Annotated in this window: 19 protein-coding genes; 9 read left to right on the forward strand and 10 right to left on the reverse strand. The window is 42.1% G+C overall.

All coding sequences use genetic code 11. The annotated features are described in order from the left end of the window. Window positions 1-2,577 carry a DNA mismatch repair protein MutS gene (gene mutS / locus UCH007_RS04985; RefSeq protein ID WP_046961219.1) on the forward strand — a complete coding sequence of 859 codons (2,577 nt, stop codon included), beginning with the start codon at window positions 1-3 and terminating at the stop codon, window positions 2,575-2,577. On the opposite strand, the gene UCH007_RS04990 is transcribed toward mutS, so the two are convergent. Further along, window positions 2,574-2,792 carry a hypothetical protein gene (locus tag UCH007_RS04990; protein ID WP_012882270.1) on the reverse strand — a complete coding sequence of 73 codons (219 nt, stop codon included), beginning with the start codon at window positions 2,790-2,792 and terminating at the stop codon, window positions 2,574-2,576. The genes mutS and UCH007_RS04990 overlap by 4 nt on opposite strands. 236 nt (window positions 2,793-3,028) lie before the next feature. Here UCH007_RS04990 and UCH007_RS04995 point away from each other — a divergent pair, with 236 nt between their 5' ends. Beyond that, on the forward strand, window positions 3,029-3,391 hold the full coding sequence (locus UCH007_RS04995) for a hypothetical protein (protein WP_172644173.1): 363 nt from the start codon (window positions 3,029-3,031) through the stop codon (window positions 3,389-3,391). Window positions 3,392-3,432: 41 nt separating this feature from the next. Here UCH007_RS04995 and UCH007_RS05000 read toward each other — a convergent pair whose 3' ends face one another. Beyond that, on the reverse strand, window positions 3,433-4,194 hold the full coding sequence (locus UCH007_RS05000) for a fumarylacetoacetate hydrolase family protein (protein WP_046961221.1): 762 nt from the start codon (window positions 4,192-4,194) through the stop codon (window positions 3,433-3,435). A gap of 163 nt (window positions 4,195-4,357) precedes the next feature. Here UCH007_RS05000 and UCH007_RS05005 point away from each other — a divergent pair, with 163 nt between their 5' ends. The 4 genes from UCH007_RS05005 to dnaN all read left to right on the forward strand — a co-directional run bounded on the left by UCH007_RS05005 (window position 4,358) and on the right by dnaN (window position 7,923). Further along, on the forward strand, window positions 4,358-4,903 hold the full coding sequence (locus UCH007_RS05005) for a cob(I)yrinic acid a,c-diamide adenosyltransferase (protein ID WP_046961556.1): 546 nt from the start codon (window positions 4,358-4,360) through the stop codon (window positions 4,901-4,903). 20 nt (window positions 4,904-4,923) lie between these two features. Beyond that, window positions 4,924-6,021 carry a fructose-1,6-bisphosphate aldolase/phosphatase gene (gene fbp, locus UCH007_RS05010; protein WP_023652527.1) on the forward strand — a complete coding sequence of 366 codons (1,098 nt, stop codon included), beginning with the start codon at window positions 4,924-4,926 and terminating at the stop codon, window positions 6,019-6,021. A 3-nt stretch (window positions 6,022-6,024) separates the two neighbouring features. After that, window positions 6,025-6,624, forward strand: coding sequence for an XTP/dITP diphosphatase (locus UCH007_RS05015; RefSeq protein WP_023652528.1), 600 nt, complete (start codon window positions 6,025-6,027; stop codon window positions 6,622-6,624). Window positions 6,625-6,786: 162 nt separating this feature from the next. Further along, window positions 6,787-7,923: a DNA polymerase III subunit beta gene (gene dnaN, locus UCH007_RS05020; RefSeq protein ID WP_023652529.1), complete on the forward strand. Its 1,137-nt coding sequence runs from the start codon at window positions 6,787-6,789 to the stop codon at window positions 7,921-7,923. On the opposite strand, the gene UCH007_RS05025 is transcribed toward dnaN, so the two are convergent. The 6 genes from UCH007_RS05025 to UCH007_RS05050 all read right to left on the reverse strand — a co-directional run bounded on the left by UCH007_RS05025 (window position 7,898) and on the right by UCH007_RS05050 (window position 13,361). Further along, window positions 7,898-9,412: a recombinase family protein gene (locus tag UCH007_RS05025; RefSeq protein WP_046961222.1), complete on the reverse strand. Its 1,515-nt coding sequence runs from the start codon at window positions 9,410-9,412 to the stop codon at window positions 7,898-7,900. The two genes, dnaN and UCH007_RS05025, sit on opposite strands and share 26 nt — an antisense overlap. 114 nt (window positions 9,413-9,526) lie before the next feature. Beyond that, window positions 9,527-9,784, reverse strand: coding sequence for a type II toxin-antitoxin system RelE family toxin (locus tag UCH007_RS05030; RefSeq protein WP_046961223.1), 258 nt, complete (start codon window positions 9,782-9,784; stop codon window positions 9,527-9,529). 2 nt (window positions 9,785-9,786) lie between these two features. Beyond that, window positions 9,787-10,038: a hypothetical protein gene (locus UCH007_RS05035; RefSeq protein WP_011929273.1), complete on the reverse strand. Its 252-nt coding sequence runs from the start codon at window positions 10,036-10,038 to the stop codon at window positions 9,787-9,789. 72 nt (window positions 10,039-10,110) lie between these two features. Continuing rightward, window positions 10,111-11,280, reverse strand: a complete 1,170-nt coding sequence (locus UCH007_RS05040; RefSeq protein ID WP_231854680.1) for a hypothetical protein — start codon at window positions 11,278-11,280, stop codon at window positions 10,111-10,113. Window positions 11,281-11,709: 429 nt separating this feature from the next. Beyond that, window positions 11,710-12,510 carry a hypothetical protein gene (locus tag UCH007_RS05045; protein ID WP_046961226.1) on the reverse strand — a complete coding sequence of 267 codons (801 nt, stop codon included), beginning with the start codon at window positions 12,508-12,510 and terminating at the stop codon, window positions 11,710-11,712. 137 nt (window positions 12,511-12,647) lie between these two features. Next, window positions 12,648-13,361, reverse strand: coding sequence for a hypothetical protein (locus tag UCH007_RS05050; protein ID WP_156171837.1), 714 nt, complete (start codon window positions 13,359-13,361; stop codon window positions 12,648-12,650). Between the two features lie 1,034 nt (window positions 13,362-14,395). On the opposite strand from UCH007_RS05050, the gene UCH007_RS05060 reads away from it, so the two are divergent. The 3 genes from UCH007_RS05060 to UCH007_RS05070 all read left to right on the forward strand — a co-directional run bounded on the left by UCH007_RS05060 (window position 14,396) and on the right by UCH007_RS05070 (window position 17,965). After that, window positions 14,396-14,851: a hypothetical protein gene (locus tag UCH007_RS05060; protein ID WP_046961229.1), complete on the forward strand. Its 456-nt coding sequence runs from the start codon at window positions 14,396-14,398 to the stop codon at window positions 14,849-14,851. A gap of 18 nt (window positions 14,852-14,869) precedes the next feature. After that, complete coding sequence (locus UCH007_RS05065) at window positions 14,870-16,990, forward strand: AAA family ATPase (protein WP_052753400.1); 2,121 nt, start codon at window positions 14,870-14,872, stop codon at window positions 16,988-16,990. A 111-nt stretch (window positions 16,991-17,101) separates the two neighbouring features. After that, window positions 17,102-17,965, forward strand: a complete 864-nt coding sequence (locus UCH007_RS05070; protein WP_046961230.1) for an FRG domain-containing protein — start codon at window positions 17,102-17,104, stop codon at window positions 17,963-17,965. Between the two features lie 143 nt (window positions 17,966-18,108). Here the strand turns inward: UCH007_RS05070 and UCH007_RS05075 are convergent, their stop codons facing one another. Then, complete coding sequence (locus tag UCH007_RS05075; RefSeq protein ID WP_046961231.1) at window positions 18,109-18,396, reverse strand: hypothetical protein; 288 nt, start codon at window positions 18,394-18,396, stop codon at window positions 18,109-18,111. 18 nt (window positions 18,397-18,414) lie between these two features. After that, entirely contained in the window at window positions 18,415-19,881 is a 1,467-nt protein-coding gene (locus UCH007_RS05080) for a reductive dehalogenase (RefSeq protein ID WP_046961559.1), read from the reverse strand. Window positions 19,882-20,109: the final 228 nt, after the last annotated feature.

Consider the following 20,109-nt stretch of genomic DNA (forward strand, 5'->3'; position numbering starts at 1 on the left):
ATGGAAAATATAACTCCCCTGCGTAAACAATACCTGGATATAAAAAAGAACTACCCCGAAGCGATAGTCTTTTTCCGCTTGGGAGACTTTTACGAAACCTTTGAAGAAGACGCCCGTATAGCCGCCCGTGAACTGGAAATAGTCCTTACCAGCCGCGAAATGGGCAAAGGGCTGAAAGTGCCGCTGGCCGGCATACCTTACCACGCCCTGGATAACTACCTTTCCCGCCTTATAAACCGCGGCTACAAGGTAGCCATTTGCGAACAGGTAACCAAACCGGGCGAAACCAAGGGCTTAGTGCAAAGGCAGGTAACCCGTCTGGTGACCCCCGGTACGGTAGTTGAACCAAACCTGCTGGAGAGCAAACAGAACAATTTTCTGCTCAGCCTGTACCTGACCGAAGACAGCTGCGGGCTGGCCTTTGCGGATATATCCACCTCGGAATTCGGCTGTACCCAGCTGGATATAAACGGGCTGGAAGCCGAAATAAACCGCCTGAACCCGGCGGAAATAATACTGCCTAAAAGCCAGAGCTTAAACCTGCCACTGCATCTGAAAGCCACTATAAGCAAGCTGGACGGATACTATTTTGAAGCAGACGTGGCCCGTGAACGTTTACTTAAGCACTTTGAGTGCCAGAACCTTTCCGCTTACGGCTGTGAAAACCTGCAGCTGGCCGTTTCGGCGGCGGGTGCTCTGCTTAACTATCTGGAGGAAACCCAGAAATCATCCCTGAAGCAGCTGGAAAGGCTGGCTGTCTATACCATATCTGACTATATGCAGATAGACAGCCATACGCTTTCTAATCTGGAAATCTTCCGCTCAAGCGGCGGAAACTCCCTCAAAGGGTCTTTACTGGGAGTGCTTGACCAGACCAAAACAGCTATGGGCGGCAGGCTTCTCCGCAAGTTTTTAGGACAGCCGCTGCTTAGGCAGGAAGATATTGAAAAGCGGCTTTCGGCGGTGGATTATTTTTTTGAAGAGAGTCTGGCACGCGCCAGCCTTGCCAAAGCACTGGGACAGATTGCCGATATGGAGCGGATAGCCAACCGTATCCGCCAGAAAACCATACTCCCCAAGGAGCTGATTTCACTTAAAAACAGCTTGGAAACCGTTGCGGCCATTTACCGCCAGTTCGGGCTTATGCCGCCGCCCCGTTTGGCATATTTCCTGAATGGGCTTAAACCCCTGCCCGAAATGCTGGCTATTATAAACGAAGCTATTACCGATGACCCACCCTCCACCCTGGGTGAAGGCAAAGTAATACGGTCAGGTTTCAACCCCGAAATGGACAAACTCTGCTCTCTGGCCGGGGACGCCCGGACATTCCTTTCCCAGATGGAAGCCCGTGAACGGGAACAGACCGGCATAAAATCACTGAAGCTGGGGTATAACCGGGTTTTCGGGTATTACATAGAGGTGTCCAATGCCAATCTGGCTGACATCCCCCAAAACTATATCCGCAAGCAAACGCTGGTAAATGCCGAAAGGTTTATAACCCCCGAACTGAAAGAATACGAAAACCTTATCTTAAATGCTAAAGAACGCCTGCTGGAAATGGAAACCGGGCTTTACGAACAGGTTTTAAACCAGCTGGGGGGCTTTTACTCCGCTTTGCTCTCAAACGCCGCTGCTTTGGCATCTTTAGACGTACTTTCAGCCTTTGCCGAAGTAGCGGTACGAAACGGCTATGTCCGCCCCGTTTTCCACTCTGAAAACAGCCTGGTTATCCATAAAGGCCGCCACCCTATGGTGGAACAGGGGCTGGGATACGGCAGTTTTGTAGCCAATGACATTTCCCTGTCAGCCGAAGACTGCCAGATAATTATCCTGACCGGCCCCAATATGGCCGGCAAATCCACTTATCTTAAACAGACTGCCCTTATTGTACTGATGGCCCAGATAGGTTCTTATGTTCCGGCAGAAACCGCCGAACTATGCCTGACAGATCGTATTTTCAGCCGCATCGGGGCAAAGGAGGATTTGAGTGCCGGGCAGTCTACCTTCATGGTGGAAATGGTGGAAACAGCATCTATACTGAATACTGCCACCAGCCGCTCCCTGCTGATACTGGACGAAATAGGCCGCGGCACCAGCACCTATGACGGTCTGGCCATTGCCCAAGCAGTAGTGGAGTATATCCATTCCCAGCCTTCACTGAATGCCAAAACGCTCTTTGCCACCCACTATCACGAACTGGTGGAGATGGCGAATTACCTGCCCAGAGTAAAAAACTACAATATCGCGGTCAGCGAAGACCGTGGGGAAGTTGTGTTCCTGCACAAAATAGTCCCCGGCGGAGTAGATAAAAGTTACGGTATTCACGTGGCTAAACTGGCCGGTATGCCCAAATGGGTTATCAAACGGGCTTACGAAGTACTTACTGAACTTGAAAATCCTGCTAAAAAACAGCCAAAAAACCGCACCTGCCAGCCGCAGCTTCTGTTGCCCCTGACAGAGCAGACTTCGGCGCTGGCAGAGGAAATAAAAGGGCTGGAAATAGAATCTCTGACGCCGCTTGCGGCTCTTAACAAACTCTACGAACTGAAAAAGAAGGCCGAAGAAAAGGGATTCTAGAGGTTTACAGTGCCGACAAATTCCGGAGAGTTAACATCAAATGTACGGCTGACAATCTCCACGTAATCATCTTTCTTAGTAGCATAGCTGACAACTAAAATGCCGTCTTTGTACTTTTCTACAGTACAATCTTCAAGTGTCTCCAGTATGGCCTGACCGGACTGGTCCCAACCTACCCTGTAGGTAACCGAAACCATATCACCTTTGTTAAGCATTCAGCTCTCCCGGAATGTCCGCTTTTTTATTTCACCAGTTATAAATACTGTCTGAAACAGACGGGCTATCCCTAAAATATTACCGCCCTTGGCTGTCACAGCCGAAACCGTGCATGATTATATCATAAACCAGTTTGCTTTCAAGTTGACATTTAAGAGGATATAAAACATATTGACTGAGAGCCTGGCGGCATCTAATATAAACTCAAGGTGCAGTATCTGCTGCTTATATACTTATGAAAAGACCTGAGGGCATACTGGTTCTGGCAATCTGGCAGTTTTGTGCCGCTTTCTTCAGCCTGGCAGATGTGGTAATAATAACTTTATTTTTCATGCCTGCCATTGCTGGGCTGTATGATTATGCCCGTGAAGGCGCAGCCTGGGGTCTAAGCATACTTTCATTTTTCACCGTCACATATCTGCTGATTTCACTTATCGGCGGGATAGGTCTTTTAAAAGGCAGGAAGTACGGGCGGGTATTCAGTCTGTATCAGGCAGCATTTTCATTGCTTATATTCCCCTTGGGTACGGCTGCCGGCATAGCCGGACTTATATACCTCAACCAGCCAAATATCAAACAGTATTTAAATACACGGTAGACAGAGCGGGGGTGATTTGGAAATATTTTACCCTTATAATCCTATGCCAGAGTCAGGTGGTTGACCAGACTGCCTATACCTGAGATACGTACCTCCACCCTGTCTCCGGGTTTCATCGGCCCTATGCCCGAAGGTGTACCGGTGGCAATAATATCCCCCGGAAGCAGTGCCATTACCTCTGATACAAAGCTGACTATATATGGAATACTGAATATCATATCTGCCGTGGAAGTGCGCTGTTTAAGCTTGCCGTTAAGATAAGTCTCCAGCAATTGCGTCTGCGGGTCAAGTTCGGTTTCAACCCATGGGCCACAAACCGCAAACGTATCAAACCCTTTAGCACGTGACCACTGTCCGTCTGCCTTCTGCAGGTCTCTGGCGGTTACATCATTAAAACAGCTATAGCCCAGTATGTAATCAAAAGCAGTTTCGGGGCTTATATTACGGGCTTTCTTTTTTATAACAACTGCCAGTTCCCCTTCATAATCCACCCGTTCAGACTGCGGCGGTTTTATTATGTTATCTTCTGTACCGATAATCCCATCGGCATTTTTAAAAAATATAAGGGGTGTCAGGGGCAGATTTTCAGCCATCTCTCCGGCATGGGCTTTATAGTTTAAACCGATAGCAATTATTTTAGAGGGAACTGAGGGAGAAAGAAGCCTAACCCCCGAAACATCAAAAACCCTGCCGGAAAAAACAATTTTACCGAAAGGGTTGCCCTTAAGTTCTTTTAGCTTTGCACCTTCCAGCACGGCATATCCTGTCCGCTTGCCAGAAATATTAAAACGTACTATTCTCATATTGTTATCATTCTAGCTTTTAAGTCTGAAGGGTGCAATCAGGAATTTGCATCCGCAAATAGAGTTGTCTGTGAACAGGGATATCAAGAGTTTGGCTTGACAGTCCCGTATGCCGCTGTTAAACTTTATCTTCGGCGCCAAGCCGTATGTTTGGGAGGATTTTTTGGTAACAAACCATACCCCTTACCTTGAAAAAGGCCTTATATCCATATTCACCGGTGAAGGCAAGGGTAAAACCTCGGCGGCTGTCGGCACTTCTGTCAGAGCTGCCGGTCACGGGTTAAGGGTTTGCCTTATTTTTTTTGCCAAGGGGAAACGCTTTGACCACGGCGAGTTCAAAATATTGTCCTCCCTGCCAAACGTAACCCTGCAGAGTTTTGGCCAATCCGGCTGGATACTCAAAAATATATCCGAAGAAACCCGCAAACAGGCGGGACTGGCCTTCGAGGCCGCCTCCGAAGCGGTAACCGGCGGGCAGTATGACCTGGTGGTCATGGACGAAATTATGATAGCTTTGACGGCCGGGCTGGTCACCACCGAGCAGGTTATCCGTATGATAAACGCTAAACCGCCGTATGTAGAGCTGATTATGACCGGGCGGAGCGCCCCGGCTGAACTTGTAGAATTGGCTGACCTGGTTTCCGAAATAAAGGCAGTCAAACACCCGTATACTAGGGGCATCAAAGCCCGTAAAGGTATAGATTACTAATCTTCACCAAGGAGAAAATAATGAAAGTAACCCTGAGTGTTATTAAAGCAGATATCGGCGGTTTTGTAGGCCATTCGGACTCACACCCGCAGTGTCTGGTCAGGGCTGAAAAGCACCTGGCAGAGGCTAAAAAGAATGGCATGCTGATTGATTACCATATTACCAAATGCGGTGATGACCTCCAGCTTGTCATGACCCACCAGAAAGGTATAAACAACAAAGTTATCCACGAAATGGCTTGGGATACCTTCGTAAGCTGCACCGAAGTTGCCAAAGAGCTGAAGCTTTACGGCGCCGGGCAGGACTTGCTGTGTGATGCCTTCTCCGGAAACGTAAAGGGCATGGGTCCCGGCGTAGCCGAAATGGAGCTTGAGGAACGGCCTTCCGAACCTATCATAATCTTCATGGCCGACAAGACCTCTTCCGGTGCCTGGAATCTGCCTCTTTACAAAATGTTTGCTGACCCCTTTAACACCATAGGTCTGGTCATAGCCGAAAACATGCATGACGGCTTTTCTTTTGAAGTACATGACGTAAAGGAAAGCAAGGGCATTACCTTTAACACTCCCGAAGAAATCTATGACCTGCTGGTATTTATAGGTGCTCCTTCCCGCTTCGCTATTAAAAGCGTTTCCACCCGCAAGGGCGAAATTGCGGCTGTGTCTTCCACCCAGAAACTGGCTTTACTGGCCGGACGCTACGTCGGCAAAGATGACCCGGTTTGTATTGTCCGCGCCCAAGGTTCTTTCCCGGCTGTAGGTGAAATACTTGAACCCTTCACTCAACCTTACCTGGTAGAAGGCTGGATGCGCGGCTCGCACAACGGCCCTATTATGCCTGTCTCAGTAGATGACAGCACCCCCACCCGCTTTGACGGCCCGCCACGGGTAACCGCTCTGGGTTTCCAGCTGTCAAACGGTATGCTTATCGGCCCGCGTGATATGTTTAAAGATAAGTCTTTTGACAATGCCCGCCAGAAATCACTGGATATGGCAGATATGATGCGCTCCCACGGCCCGTTTGAGCCCCATCGCCTGCCGCTGGAGGAAATGGAATATACCACCATGCCTCAGGTGTCCAAGAAACTGGCCGGACGCTTTAAACCCCTGAAAGACTAGTTTATGCCAAAGCTTCTGCTGGCAAGCAACAACCGGGGCAAGCTGAGAGAATATGCTTCTCTCCTCTGTAGTTCGGGTTTTGAGCTTGTTACTCCGGCAGATATGGGCATAAAAATAACAGTTACCGAAACCGGCACCACATTTGAAGAGAATGCCCGCTTGAAAGCCGCCGCTCTGGCGGAAGCAAGCGGGCTTCTTACTTTGGCAGATGACTCCGGTCTGGCAGTAGACGCTCTGGGGGGTGAACCCGGTGTCTATTCCGCCCGTTATGTCGGGGAAAACGCTCTGGATACAGACCGGAATGCATATCTCCTGTCTAAAATGCACACTATCCCCGCTGAAAAACGCACCGCCCGCTTCTGCTGTGTAATCGCCATTGCCCAGCCAGGCCATATCATCGCCACCTTTGAGGGTACTTGCGAAGGATTTATAAACACTGAACCCCGTGGCACTAACGGATTTGGCTATGACCCCGTTTTTTACCTGCCGGAATACTGTAAAACTATGGCCGAACTCTCATCTGAAATAAAAAACAGCATTTCCCACCGGTCTATAGCCGCCCAAAAAGCCAGCCGGTTTCTGGCCAAAATAGCCACTAGCTAGTTAAGCCACACCAAATAAACTTACACACTCTGCTCTTTTTTTAATCCCGTTTTTGTCTCTTGATAAACTATTTACTGCCTCATTTTGAGCACAAAAATATCTTGTTTAAGTGCTATTCTTGGGATATACTGAAAGACCAGTAAATAACCCCGGGGGGTAAATATGAAACTTACATGCTTACAGGAAAATCTGAACAAGGGTCTAAACATTGTGGGCAAAGCGGCTGCCGGCCGGACTACCCTGCCCATTACCAACAATGTCCTTATCTCAACTGATGACGGCCGTTTAAAACTAGCTGCCACCAACCTTGAAATGGCTATCAGCTGCTGGATAGGAGCCAAGATAGAGGAAGAAGGGAGCACCACCGTACCTGCCAAACTCCTGACCGAATTTGTCAGCTCTCTGCCCAATGATAAAATAGAATTAAACCTTAATGCCAAGTCAAAGGCACTCAATATCAAATGCGCCCGCTTTGAGGCACGCATAACGGGCGTTGACGCAAAAGATTTCCCTCCTATACCCAAAGTTGAAAACGGGATTTCTACCAAGATTAACGTTGAGGCCTTCCGCCAGGCCGTAAGCGAAGTGGTATTTGCTTCGGCAACTGACGAATCCCGCCCGGTGCTCACTGGTGTCAACGCCGAATTTGAAGGCAGCACCCTGACTTTGGCTGCAGCTGACGGTTTCCGTTTGGCTGTTTATAGACTGCCTCTGCTGGAAGCGGTAAAAACTGCTACTAAAGTAATCATTCCAGCCCGTACACTGGGTGAGCTTTCCCGCCTGGCCAGTATGGACGAGGAAGAAGCCCTGATTATAAACGTAGACACTGCCAAGAGCCAGATACTTTTCAGGCTTAAAAATATTGAGCTGGTATCTCAGCTGGTACAGGGGAATTTCCCCCAGTACAACCAGATAATCCCTCAAAGCTTTACTACCAAAGTGGTAGTAGATGCCAACCAGTTCCTTATGGCCACCAAAACTGCTACAATCTTTGCCCGTGACGGCGGCGGCATAGTCCGGCTGATGATGAACCCCGGCGGCAATAATACCCCCGGTAAGCTCACCATCTCCGCCCGCTCTGAAGAAGTGGGTGACAATACCGGTGAACTTGACGCTGTTATCCAGGGTGAAGAAGCTAAAATAGCCTTCAACGGCAAGTATCTTCTGGATGTGCTGGGTGTGCTTAAAGCCCAGCAAGTAGCGCTGGAAGTGACCAGCCCGTCAAGCCCCGGTGTGATAAAACCGGTAGGTGCAGACAACTATATCCACGTTATCATGCCCATGTTTGTCCAGTGGTGAGTACGTTCAAATCAAGGTAACCTTTGATGCTTACACCTTCCGGAGTGGCTGAAACTTTCAAATCCAGATAGGTGTAAGCATCTTTCTTTTCAGCGTTTGAGCAATTATCTAAACAGGGTACGACTTTGGCACAAAGTTCTTTAATACTTTCCTGCATCTCCAAAGCCTTTGCCAGGTTTTCTTTAGCCTGGATAAGACCATTAAGGCGCACCTGATCTGCTTCCCGTTCTCTTTTCATAAGGTTCATTTCATCCAGAACAATATCCGGCGTTGCCAAATCCATGCGCAGTACATTCATAAGACGCCGTTCTTGCCCAGCATATCCTTTAAGACGGCGGCTTAACTCTTTAATCTCCTTGTCCATTGCACCTGTGGAATAGTGAGCCTTTTCATTTTCTACCTGTTTGCCCACTTCAGCTAACAGCAGTTCAGGTTGGCTAAGAACGCTTTTTACTTTATCCCAAACCACTTCTTCAAGCCAATCAGCTCTAATATAATGGGCATCACATATCTTTGCCCGTGAGGCCGTTGGATATGTCCCCCTACAATGGTAATAACGATAATTCCCACGCAAGCAACTACCGATAAGTGGACTACCGCACTTCCCACAAACAGCAAATCCGGTTAGTGGATATTCATGTTTAGCTTTTCCAGAGTGGAGTCCTCTCAGTTTCGCAAGGGCAGATTGTGCTTGTTCAAATAACTCCTGGCTAATAATAGCAGGCGTAACATCTGTAAGAACGTGCCAAGTGTCTTCGTTTGTTTTCTTATGATCTTTGCCAGTAGTACGACCAAAATAAGTTATCCCTGTGTAAGCTTTATTATGAAGTACCCGATTAACAGTCCGAGCTTCCCATTTTTTCCCTGTCTTAGAAGGTACAGAATTATCATTCAAAGTTCTGGCTATCCCAAAGCAACTCTTACCATCAGCAGCCATTTCAAACATGTGTTTAACCACTTTTGATTCATGGGCCAGAGGAATCCGTTTCTTAGAGGTAGAATCCCATTTATAACCATATATACCAACACCTGTTCCTTGCGGCATCTTTCCATTCTTTAGTAAAGCCCTTTTACCACGCCCGGTAGCATCACGTCTTCTTTCCGCATCCAGCTTGGCAGCATAACCCTTTATATAGAACACAAGCTTACCTACTTCGGAGTTATCTACCGTTTCAGTTGCCGCTTCCAGAGCGACTTCATTCTTTTCTAACTCTTGCATAAGAATAACCCCATGCACCGGATCACGAGAGAATCTATCCAAACTATAAACTACCACCGCCTCAATTGCCTGGGAACGCACTGCTTCACGCAATTCTGCCAAACGAGGACGCTCTAGTGAAAGGCCAGACCAAGCTTCGCTATATTGATACTTAACCTCGTAACCTTTCACCTGGCAATACTTTAAACAGGCTTCTAGTTGGGTTTGAAGACTAGTTCCGTCTTGTTCTTGACCTTCAGTAGATACACGGCAGTAAATAGCGGCTTTCATAAATAATCCCCCACACCTAACTCAGTATTCCGCTTACTCATTCAGCAATTTTTTGATACAACAAGCGGTTTATACTTAATTTTATCATGATTATTTGATTATGATACATATCATCTAAATTGACCTATAAATATCCCTTCTATTCCCAATACGCACAATAATTACCAGGCTTTGCTTATCATCGATATTATAAACTATCCGATAATCACCTTGACGAACACGCCATAAACCTGAACCTTTTAGTTTTTCAATTCCCTTTGGTCTGGGTGTATTCGCTAGTTCTTTAATCGTCTCGATAACAGCTTCAAAATCTTTCTTAGGAAGCTTATCTAAATCTTGTTGGGCTTTACGCCTTAAGTCTATCCGATACATACCTAAGACCGATTGCCACTGTTTACTGCTTTGCGTGTTTCTAGATAGCTCTCAAGTGATTGTGTGCCCTCAGTATCAGTTAGAGCATTCAAACCTTCAGCCACATCAATCTCATCTTCCATTTTAGAAATTATGGCTTCAGTTAGCCATTCTCGCATACTTTTACCCTGCAAAGCCGCATAAGCTTTCATCCGGTTACGTAATGAAGGCTCTAAATCCAGAAAATATCTTGTACGATTAGCTGATTCAACCATCTTATTCTCCCTATTTTGGCTATGTTTACCATTATTATATCCCTTGTAAAAACTTCTAGCAATTACTCCCATTTATTCTTTCCACTCCACTCCTTCAATTTTAGCCCCCATCTTAAGGGCGGTTTCCAGGAGATGATTGCTGGGCGTGTCTATGTTGGAAACCAACCCCTGCCTCTTAGCTATATCATCCTTGAATTCTTCAGAGGTAAACATCTCATACAGGTCCTGTTTGAGCTTTACCATTCCGGCAACTGATCCCATGCCAGAGCCCAAAGAAGCCACCGCAGAAACCATACAACCCCTTATCTGTCTTATAAGGTGGTCATACCTGACCTGTTTGGCTTTCATCCGGATTACCCCGTTAGCCTGACCGAAGAGGTTAAAGCTCTGCTGAATTATCTGCCAGTAGTCTTTACTCTCCCAACGGGCCTGGTTAGTCTCTGAGCCTTTATCACATATCCTTAACCAGTTGGAGGTGCAGTAACGCCAGATATCCGCCAGGGTATCCATTAAGTCAGTAAAAGTGGTTACCCCCATCTCTTTTAAGAAATGACGGCGGCACTGGAATTCAAACCTTATTACACTGGATTTAGTATCCCAGTCACTTGCCTTCCATATCTCTCTCATCCATTCTTTCTGTTTAAGGGTAATCTCTAGAGTCTTGTCATAAATCCTAGCGGATAAGTCCCCTTGCCCGAATTTGTATCCGGTATGCTTCCTACAATTTAGGTAATGCTCCAGCTTGTCCGATTCCAGGTATTCTGCCTTTACCCTGGCATGAGTTACTACCTCTGTTTCCATATTCAGGACAGGAAAGGGCATTTCCATATCAAGACACAGGTCTGCCCTGGATACCCGGTTGTTTTTGGGTACAGCCCATCCTAAGAGCCACTGGGTGAAGTCACTGACAGCCTTTTCCGGGCCGTTTGCCCACAGGTTTTGACTGCTGAAGGTTACATATACTTCCGGCATTATTGAGCCGCCCTTAGCTTCTCTGGCTATACAGACAGTTACATCCGCATTTCTAAGCACCCATTCATAACCCTTAGACCCGCGGGCTGAGATACTGAATTCAACTCCAAACCATTCAAGGCCATATCCCTTGGAGTTAAACATCCTTTCTCCGGCCTTCTCTTTGGCTTCGGTGAGCATTTCAAAGCATTCTGTATCAAGGTATTCCTGTATCTCAAACCCTATTACCAGGGTATCTATTCCGCTTGCTGCTACTTTTATCTTGTCCATTCTCTCTTACTAGCCTTTACTATCCAGAACCCCCCTGTTAGTTAGTGAGGGGGGATTTTGAGACAACTGGTCTTTTGCGTCTTACTGGCTCGCCTGCCCTGCATCTTGCCCGTCACTCCGGCCGGGCAATCTTGCAGCGCAAGACACAGGATGCATTCCAGCCTGGCGAGCCCGGTCAATAAGACTGCTGAAGAGCCGTTTGCCTGCTGCTTGTTGAGTCATAGAAATCGTATGCACTTCCATGCTCAACTTAACTTCTGTATTTAGCTTATTCACTAACATACCTGCATTTTGCCATTAAACAGCCAGCAACAGCGTATGGGTTTTTTGTACATCTGCGTTTGCAAGAGTGTATATTTTTTGTACAAAATAAAAGGCCACCCTTTTACCGGATGGCCTTTACTCTCATGGTATATTTAAATAAATTTATTAATCTTTTCGAGGATATCCCATTGCCTCGTCACAAGGCTTGATTTCATTGCTTATATTTGAAGGATCAAAAGTAAATTCCTTGCCCTTTATCTTATCACAGAATTCCTTTGGGCCAGAATATTTTACCCGTGAGTAATACCACCTGGTAGCTACCTTAACTATTTTCTCATCGTGACACATGGTAAACCCATCTCGTTTGAACCTCTTTGTTTGATCACGATGTTTTCTGCTACCGGATTTAGTTCTTATCAACTTAGTGAAATCATATGTATGGCCCAATATTTTTAAGCCCACCATCCGTTCATTTTCTACATACTGCATATGATTATAATCTGCAGAGGAGTAAAACTTAATAGCCAGTACCAAGAGCGGAGAGCTTTCTCTTGTGACTTTATAAACACCTTTAGACCGTTCTGATTGATTATTAAACCCAATATTTATCAACTCGGTAATTAACCCTTGATATAATTTAATATCCGGATTATTTGTTTCTAAATTATCATCACCAAACCAATATCCAAATTCTTTGGACTTATTTGTAAAAACATTATCCGCAAATTCTGAAAATAAACCGTCTATATTGGATGCCTTGATTTGCTCTTTACATCTGTCTTCTGAAGGCATTTCTACATTGAACGTACTGAAAAGATTTGGTACTCCAGGTAATCTGTAACAATCTAGTATTTGTTCATAAATCTTTCTGGCTTCTTCAGAACTGGCAAGCACCACCTGAAGACAAGCAAAACAATAAACTATCGGCATAGTATCAGGTGAATAGTAGCGCTTTTGATAAGTCATATCTATGATTCTATATTCAAGTAGGCTGTAGCGCAACTAACTACAATCAGAAAATTAGATAGCCGTGTACCTTTTCAATATGCGCTTTTTAGCTGATATTAAAATTCAGAAGATACATTCCCATAAATGACAATGATTCATGAATCATTGTCAGAATTCACCCAATCTATATATTCGCGCTTTTCAATACAACAATCCAGCGATAAAACAATCCTCTGCACTAGATGACACGCCCAATCAGCATTTTGGGCATTGATTACAGTAATAATTTCATCTGTATTCCCATAACTAGATTTTATTACTTCTCGATATTTAGGCTTTTTGTGAACAATATATTTCTCTCTGATATACTTCAACTTTTTAAAAGAGTTAAAAAGTTCAGAATCCTCTTCAATTTCAGTTTTAATTTTTTTTACCGATGTAATTGCTTTGGACACTTCCAATAATTTTTTCTCTATGGAAGTGTAACTTTTTTTGTCCCAATTCGTATCAAGATTAAAATCGTTACCCAATAAATTTATATAGGCTTCTAAACAAGTAAAACAAAACAAAATAGCAATCATAGAATCTTTGATTTCGAGATTAAAGGATTTATCCTTCACACCCAGAGCATTGTTTCTATGTTTCTTTGCTATCTCAAACATAAGCACATGTACATTATGGCGACTAAGAATTTTAGGCATACCAAATTCTAAAGTTGATGAGATACCATCAGGTTGTATAGCTTGCGGTGTAATCATAATATCATCTAGCTCCAGCCTAATCTTTGTATTTTTGAAAATCGTAATATCTACTGATTTGTTATCTTGATTATATCCTATCTTTGAGTATTTCATTTGCAGCAGGTTCAAAATTTTTTAACCCGGCGATTCTCCCTGACACCTAATCTTACCAATGCCTTGCCCTTCTAAATAATGAGATGGCAGCTATACACAAGCATGACAATGTATAAACATCCTTTTCCATGATAGTTTCTCGCTCTAGTATGCCTTTAGTAAAGTATCTTGTAATTTTTACAGATTATTGCACCCATAACGCACCAAATTTTCCACTAATTATGTATAACACTTCCAATATTATTATTCTTGTTCTTATTTATCTATTAATGTCTTGTTTTGGTATTTATGGAAGTGTATCATTGATTCAATATCATATAGATCAGGAGATGCCACCCAATGGGGGGATTATTCAGACGAAAAGATAACTACACCATAATTGCTGAAAACACCGCGAAATATTATCTAGAGCTTAAAAGTAGATATTCAAATCGCTTGACTGATTGTTTTTCGTTATTTGCTGCAACAGTTGCAACCGATACCCAAGTTTACCTATCCTTAAATCAAATATCTACAGATACCATACTACATATAGTCAGGAAAGCATTAGGGCATAACCCAGAAATCCCTACTTATCAGACTATTAGAAAAAGAGAGTGGGCATCCGAGTTAGATCTAAGAAATGGGTTTTCAAAAACTAAATACTTTTTTCAGGCTATGCGGCAGATGAATTAGAAAAAGACACCCTATTTAATCTTGTTTTCGAACTCGAAATAGAGATTTTCTCGATTGATAGTCCCGAATTTAATCGAGAAAATATAGAAATTGCTTGTTATACACAGGCTAAAAACATCTATAAAACCGTAAAAAAAGTACTCTTAAATTATAAAGGTGAACCAATATTTGCGGTATCCACTAGTGTATTTATGGATTCATCAGGTTTTGCATCAATAAGGGAGCAACTTGGAATCAACTAATAATCAATTATTATCGGTTAAATGAACTCCAATACTCAGTTAATATTAAAGCAAGAAATAATTATATAAAAATATCTAGATAACTAATCTATATTTTTACGAATTAAAATTATAATTCATGAGGAGTATGTAATGGAGTGGTGTCAAATTGAATGGAAAGGATACTATCCAATCAGTACGAATTTGACGATACCCTCTTCTGTTAATGGAAGCGGAATCTATGCTATTTATGAAGGTAGCGGTAGAACACCCCAAAAATTATTATATATTGGTGAAACATATCAACAAACTTTTAGTCAAAGGTTAAAACAACATCAGCGCCAATGGCTTTATAAAATAGATACAAAACTCTTAGTGGCTTTTGGTCAAGTCAACTTACCGAAAGGTACTCGTATTTCAATCGAGCGTATTTTGGACATAGAAAGTTGTTTTATATACGAATTACGGCCACCATACAACAATATGAGCAAAAATGGTCATTGCGGTAGAGACTTTCTTATTTTCAACCTTGGGAAAATCGGGGTTATGAATAAAGTGATATGCGCTGATAATAAATTAATTAAATTAATTAAGGCAAGCAACAAATAAACATCGGAGAAACTCATAATGACAGAAGAGACTCTAATGAAAGTTAAATTAAAATATTGTAACAATATTGACGAAGGCGAAGTCGTTATTTGTGAAAACAAATTAAATATTAAATACGCCATAAATGGCATTGGTAAAAGTACAATAGCCAAAGCGATCAACTTATCAGTAAACGATAAGCTAAATAGCACGAATGGCATTTATACACTTACACCCTTCAAAGCTATGAATGATGGAAAACTTAGACCTATGGTCGAAGGTATTGACGATATAGGAAGTTGCATGATTTTCGATGAAGACTATATAAATGGATTTGTGTATAAGCCAGATGAATTACTTAAAGGAAGTTTTGATATTTTTATCCGAGGTGAGGAATACGAGAAAGGTATCAATGAGATTGAAAAATTAGTCCTTGATTTAAAATCCATTCTAGCCCAAGACAAGGATATTGAAAATCTAATATCAGATTTCAACGAATTGAGTGATAGTTTTGGTCGACCAACAAAAACCGGAATTCATGGATCGAGTCCGCTTTCAAAAGCATTTAAAGAAGGTAACACTGTCCAAAATATACCTAATGGTCTTGAAATTTACAAGGCATACATCCAAAGAGAGGATAATTATAGATGGATGCAATGGCAACTAAATGGCAAGTCTTTTATTGATATAACCGATAATTGCCCTTATTGTGTTAATGATATCAAAAATAAAAAGAGCATTAAGAAAGTCAGCGAAGTCTACGAACCAAAATCGATAGAAAACTTAAACAAAATAGTCGCTGTGTTTCAAAGGTTAGGAAAATATTTCTCAGACGACACAAAATCAAGAATCGACGATTTTATTACGAGTATAAATGGTTATTCTGATGAGCAAGTCGAGTATCTCAGAGAGATCAGAGACCAAGTGGATAGACTTAATAAAAAATTCATAGATGCACAAAACATTAGCTTCCAATCCTTAAAAGAAGTAGATCAAGTTATTGAAGGCCTGAACGAATATAAAATAGGAATTGAACTTTACAATCATATGCAGTCAGAAAATACCATTGAGAAAGTAAATATCGTAAATGATTCCATTGATAGATTACTGAAAAAAGCAGGAAAACTACAAGGTAGTATTAACCGCCAAAAATTGTTAATAGAACAACTTATTAAAGAGCATTGTAATGACATTAATTATTTCCTTAAGAACGCTGGCTATAAATATACTGTCAGTCTAAATGGACATGAAGATCAACTTAAATTAAGACTTTTTCATTATGACTATACTGAAGAGGTGACTAACACAAAAAATCACCTAAGTTTTGGAGAACGTAATGCATTCGCACTTATTCTCTTCATGTTTAATACGCTGAAAAATAAACCAAAACTGATTATTTTGGATGATCCAATTTCTTCATTTGATAACAATAAAAAATATGCAATCGTAGATATGCTATTTCGAAAAGAAAAAAGTTTCAGAGGGAAAACCGTTTTACTTTTAACACACGATTTCGAACCTATAGTCGATCTGGTTTATCACCATACTGATCGATATGAAAAACCATTGGCTTTTTTCTTAGAAAATAATACGGGTAAACTTATAGAAAAAACAATTAGCAAAGAAGATATCAAGACTTTTATTGATATAAATAAGTTTAATATATCGAAAGATACACATGTCCTCAATAAAATTGTTTACTTGAGGCGATTATTCGAAATCTTGAATGAAAAAGGGATGGGATACGAGCTTATTTCAAATCTGATTCACAGAAGAGAAAAACCATTGAGATTTGAAAATAAATCATCTAGAGAAATGACTTCTGAAGAAGTGAAAGAAGGTGAGAAGGAGATAAAGTATCACCTTAAAGACTTTGATTATAATAGCGCATTAAACTTGGTGAAGGATGATTCCTCTCTTATTAAATTATACAAAGAAACCATGAGTAATTACGAAAAACTTCATATATATCGAATCATTTTTGATAATAAGCAGGATAGATTAAATTCAGATATAATTCAAAAATTTATTAATGAAGCATTCCACATCGAGAACGATTATATTTATCAAATCAATCCTTCGGTGTATCAAACTATTCCACAATATGTGATTGACCAATGCGACATTTTTATTGAGAAATTAGCAAATATTCCAGCTTGAAAGATTGACACTCTTAAACATGCGCATGAAAATGTAGATATATAGGTCTATTCTTACATATTATTCTATAGACTCCTAACTTGAATATATCCATTTTAGCAGGAGGATCAAATGGAAGAATATTTTGATACTATCGAATGCGATAACATTGATGATCTGGAAACGAAATGTCTTTCTCTATTAAATGGCAAAGATATCTGGGTTTTCCGTGGGCAAGAAAATGCTGAGTGGAAATTGGATACGACTTTCACTAGAGCTTGCGATCTTTGTGCTGTACCCCAAGGTAATCGAGAAGAAATTGAAGGATTGATGAGACGTGAGTTTAAACGTAGATTATATCAATATAAAAATAATCTACCAGACAATTCCCATAAAGATGAATGGCTAGCTTTAATGCAACACTATGGGGCACCTACTAGGTTACTCGACTTTACTTATTCCCCATACGTAGGAATTTATTTTGCCTTTGAGAGAGCCAAAATAAATTCCCAAGTTGCATTATGGGCTTTTAATACCACGTGGAATAATAATGGGTTGAATACATATTCTCCGGAATTAGATGAAGCCTACAAACAATATCAATACAATCGTGATTGGAATCAATTTTCGGGTAAAATTAGTAACAATTCCATTCCGAAACAATATATTTTAAATTTAAACCCCTTCAGGTTAAATGAAAGACTTACTTATCAGAGAGGTGTGTTTTTATATCAGGGTGACGTATCTACTAATCTGGAGGAAAACATATTAGCATTTAGTAATGCCATAGGATATAACGGAAAAAGCATAACAAAATTCGTCATCAACAATGATGCTAACGGCAATCAAAGAAGCCAAGCTTTAATTAAGCTTGACTATATGAATATAACAAGAACAACTTTATTCCCAGATTTAGATGGTTTTGCATCCTCTTTTACGGCAAGAATCCCAACCTTCTTCATGAAACAAATTGGTTCAGGTGTCTATTATGATTAAAAACTAACAACAAACATACGCTTCGAAAGACAGATACCCTGATGTTTAGCAATAATTTTGTTCTAATTAATTTATATAAGATCAATATGCAAAACTAAAATAAAGGGAGCCATATGGCTCCCTTTAAAATCTACAATCAACTATTAAACCTGCTTGCTTCTTCTCGATATCAATTGCCAGGTGATAGCCAGTAAAACAATTGCAGGCACGCCTATAATCACAAGCCCCATCCAAGCGGCAAATGGAAATAACTCTGACATCGCCCCAAAGAAATGCTGAATTGCCATTAGCAACAGCACAATTCCAGTAATTCCCATCAGCCATTCGTACCAGGTTGCACCCGTATTCCGCTTACGCAACCAACCTATAAATGAATACAGCCCAATAGCTAAAATAGCACCTATAAATCCAAAAAGCAAAAAGTACTGCATCTTATACTCCTTCCAAATTTAACCCAATAACTTCGGATTACTGCCATACACATGCCAGGCAGAAGGTTCATGCCACCATGACTCAGGATCTTTGTCCTGCTTGCCATAATGCATAGATTTCTCCATTTGAGTGAAGAAGCTATTAAATAGCGGAGTAGTAGAAGTGGTAGCTTTGACCACACTATGAATAAAACTGCCATCGGGAATAGCATTGAAGGGGCAGGCACCCTTGCACCCATTACAATCCGCCAAACACCTAAACCCATCAACTCTCCAACCTTTGTAGCCAGGTACGTTATACATTACCTCGGTGCCACCGTTTTCAATGTCATTATCAAAACTCTGTCCGTCACAATTAGAGTCCCAGTTGCGATTGATTCCTTTAGGCGGCACAGCTCCAACCGGACAGCTCTCAGCACAAATACCGCAAGTTTCACAGAACTTTGTAATGCCGGCATCAATAGGCTTGGTAAGCGCGAGTGGTAAATCAGTGAAAAAGATGGCATGGGTGCGCATCATAGCGCCATTTTCTGGTGATAAACAAACCTGCCCCATACGGGCATGTTCACCTACCCCACTCCAAAAATCAAAGGCTGGCGCAGCCTGAAGCGAATGACCATAAACTACATTATAGCCAAGTCCGCGGATAAATTGCTCAACAAAGCTCTTTGCATAAGCTACACGCGCATATGATATAGTCTCAGTGCAAGCACCAATAGTTGAAGGAGCACGGCGAAGTATCTCATCTGCCCCCATGTTATGAGTAGCTATGACATATTTGTGCGAGGAAGGAATATGAACAGTTGGGGGATTAGTTGTCCTGTATGTCTCAGTAATATCATCATCAAAGATTATATGTTGCCCAGAATTATTGTATTCCCAAACAAAACGCCTGCTTTTTTCATCCAACTCGGCCACACCAATGGAAGGGCCTAAACCAATAAGACTAAAAGCAGCCCGAATCATCTGGGAGTTTTCTTCCGGAGTCCCCTGCCATTTAGGCATACCAATTGCATCAGGCCTTGGTGCAGGATTTAAAAGTGTTACACCGAATTGTTCAACGTTATACAAATAATGAGGGCAACCCAAACCGACTGAATACATTGAATTTTTCAAAGCATAATCTCGAGTAGTAGGCCCTTCATAGTCAGGCCAGAGTTCTTTGGTCTTATTATCAAAGGCTTTTCGGAATGCATCCATGTCGTAGGCCGGATAGTGCTGCTTCCAAATCACCGGATTCCAGTAAGAGTACCCGCGCGTATCACGACGTTTCAAAATATTCCAATCTATCTCTATACCGATATCCCCAAATTCACGCTCTTTTACATACCAAGCACGTTTAGGATGTGCCGAAGTTGAAGACGTTAGTTCATCCAAATCTTTAAAAACAGGGGTAACAGCAGTCGCGGCACCAAGACCTGCCCCGGCTATACCCAAACCCTTCATAAATTCCCTTCTGGAAAAAGTTGAATGATAGTTAGACATATTTAATCTCCTCTTATTTTTACAGACTTCCCTGTTGCCATCCGGTCTCTCCCGAAAGTCAATTTGCATTTGTCTCCTTTCGCGATTACATATCGAAAAAGCACTCTTAATTCAATTGTGTATTCTCATGTGTATTCTCATGTGTATATCTATATTACAACTTACACTTGGTGATTTCAATACCTGAAAATAAACTCTAACAAAGGAGCTTACGCTATGCTGTGTTTG

This window comes from Dehalococcoides sp. UCH007, assembly GCF_001010485.1.
Classification (GTDB): Bacteria; Chloroflexota; Dehalococcoidia; order Dehalococcoidales; family Dehalococcoidaceae; genus Dehalococcoides; species Dehalococcoides mccartyi_A.

Excerpts from the sequence above, each read along its gene's own strand:
- dnaN (WP_023652529.1), top strand. The coding sequence starts at position 6,787 with ATGAAACTTACATGCTTACAGGAAAATCTGAACAAGGGTCTAAACATT.
- UCH007_RS05035 (WP_011929273.1), bottom strand. The coding sequence starts at position 10,038 with ATGGTTGAATCAGCTAATCGTACAAGATATTTTCTGGATTTAGAGCCT.
- UCH007_RS05070 (WP_046961230.1), top strand. The coding sequence starts at position 17,102 with ATGGAAGAATATTTTGATACTATCGAATGCGATAACATTGATGATCTG.
- UCH007_RS05040 (WP_231854680.1), bottom strand. The coding sequence starts at position 11,280 with ATGGACAAGATAAAAGTAGCAGCAAGCGGAATAGATACCCTGGTAATA.
- mutS (WP_046961219.1), top strand. The coding sequence starts at position 1 with ATGGAAAATATAACTCCCCTGCGTAAACAATACCTGGATATAAAAAAG.
- UCH007_RS04995 (WP_172644173.1), top strand. The coding sequence starts at position 3,029 with ATGAAAAGACCTGAGGGCATACTGGTTCTGGCAATCTGGCAGTTTTGT.
- UCH007_RS05080 (WP_046961559.1), bottom strand. The coding sequence starts at position 19,881 with ATGTCTAACTATCATTCAACTTTTTCCAGAAGGGAATTTATGAAGGGT.
- UCH007_RS04990 (WP_012882270.1), bottom strand. The coding sequence starts at position 2,792 with ATGCTTAACAAAGGTGATATGGTTTCGGTTACCTACAGGGTAGGTTGG.
- UCH007_RS05060 (WP_046961229.1), top strand. The coding sequence starts at position 14,396 with ATGGAGTGGTGTCAAATTGAATGGAAAGGATACTATCCAATCAGTACG.
- UCH007_RS05000 (WP_046961221.1), bottom strand. The coding sequence starts at position 4,194 with ATGAGAATAGTACGTTTTAATATTTCTGGCAAGCGGACAGGATATGCC.
- UCH007_RS05075 (WP_046961231.1), bottom strand. The coding sequence starts at position 18,396 with ATGCAGTACTTTTTGCTTTTTGGATTTATAGGTGCTATTTTAGCTATT.
- UCH007_RS05015 (WP_023652528.1), top strand. The coding sequence starts at position 6,025 with ATGCCAAAGCTTCTGCTGGCAAGCAACAACCGGGGCAAGCTGAGAGAA.
- fbp (WP_023652527.1), top strand. The coding sequence starts at position 4,924 with ATGAAAGTAACCCTGAGTGTTATTAAAGCAGATATCGGCGGTTTTGTA.
- UCH007_RS05045 (WP_046961226.1), bottom strand. The coding sequence starts at position 12,510 with ATGACTTATCAAAAGCGCTACTATTCACCTGATACTATGCCGATAGTT.
- UCH007_RS05065 (WP_052753400.1), top strand. The coding sequence starts at position 14,870 with ATGACAGAAGAGACTCTAATGAAAGTTAAATTAAAATATTGTAACAAT.
- UCH007_RS05025 (WP_046961222.1), bottom strand. The coding sequence starts at position 9,412 with ATGAAAGCCGCTATTTACTGCCGTGTATCTACTGAAGGTCAAGAACAA.
- UCH007_RS05030 (WP_046961223.1), bottom strand. The coding sequence starts at position 9,784 with ATGTATCGGATAGACTTAAGGCGTAAAGCCCAACAAGATTTAGATAAG.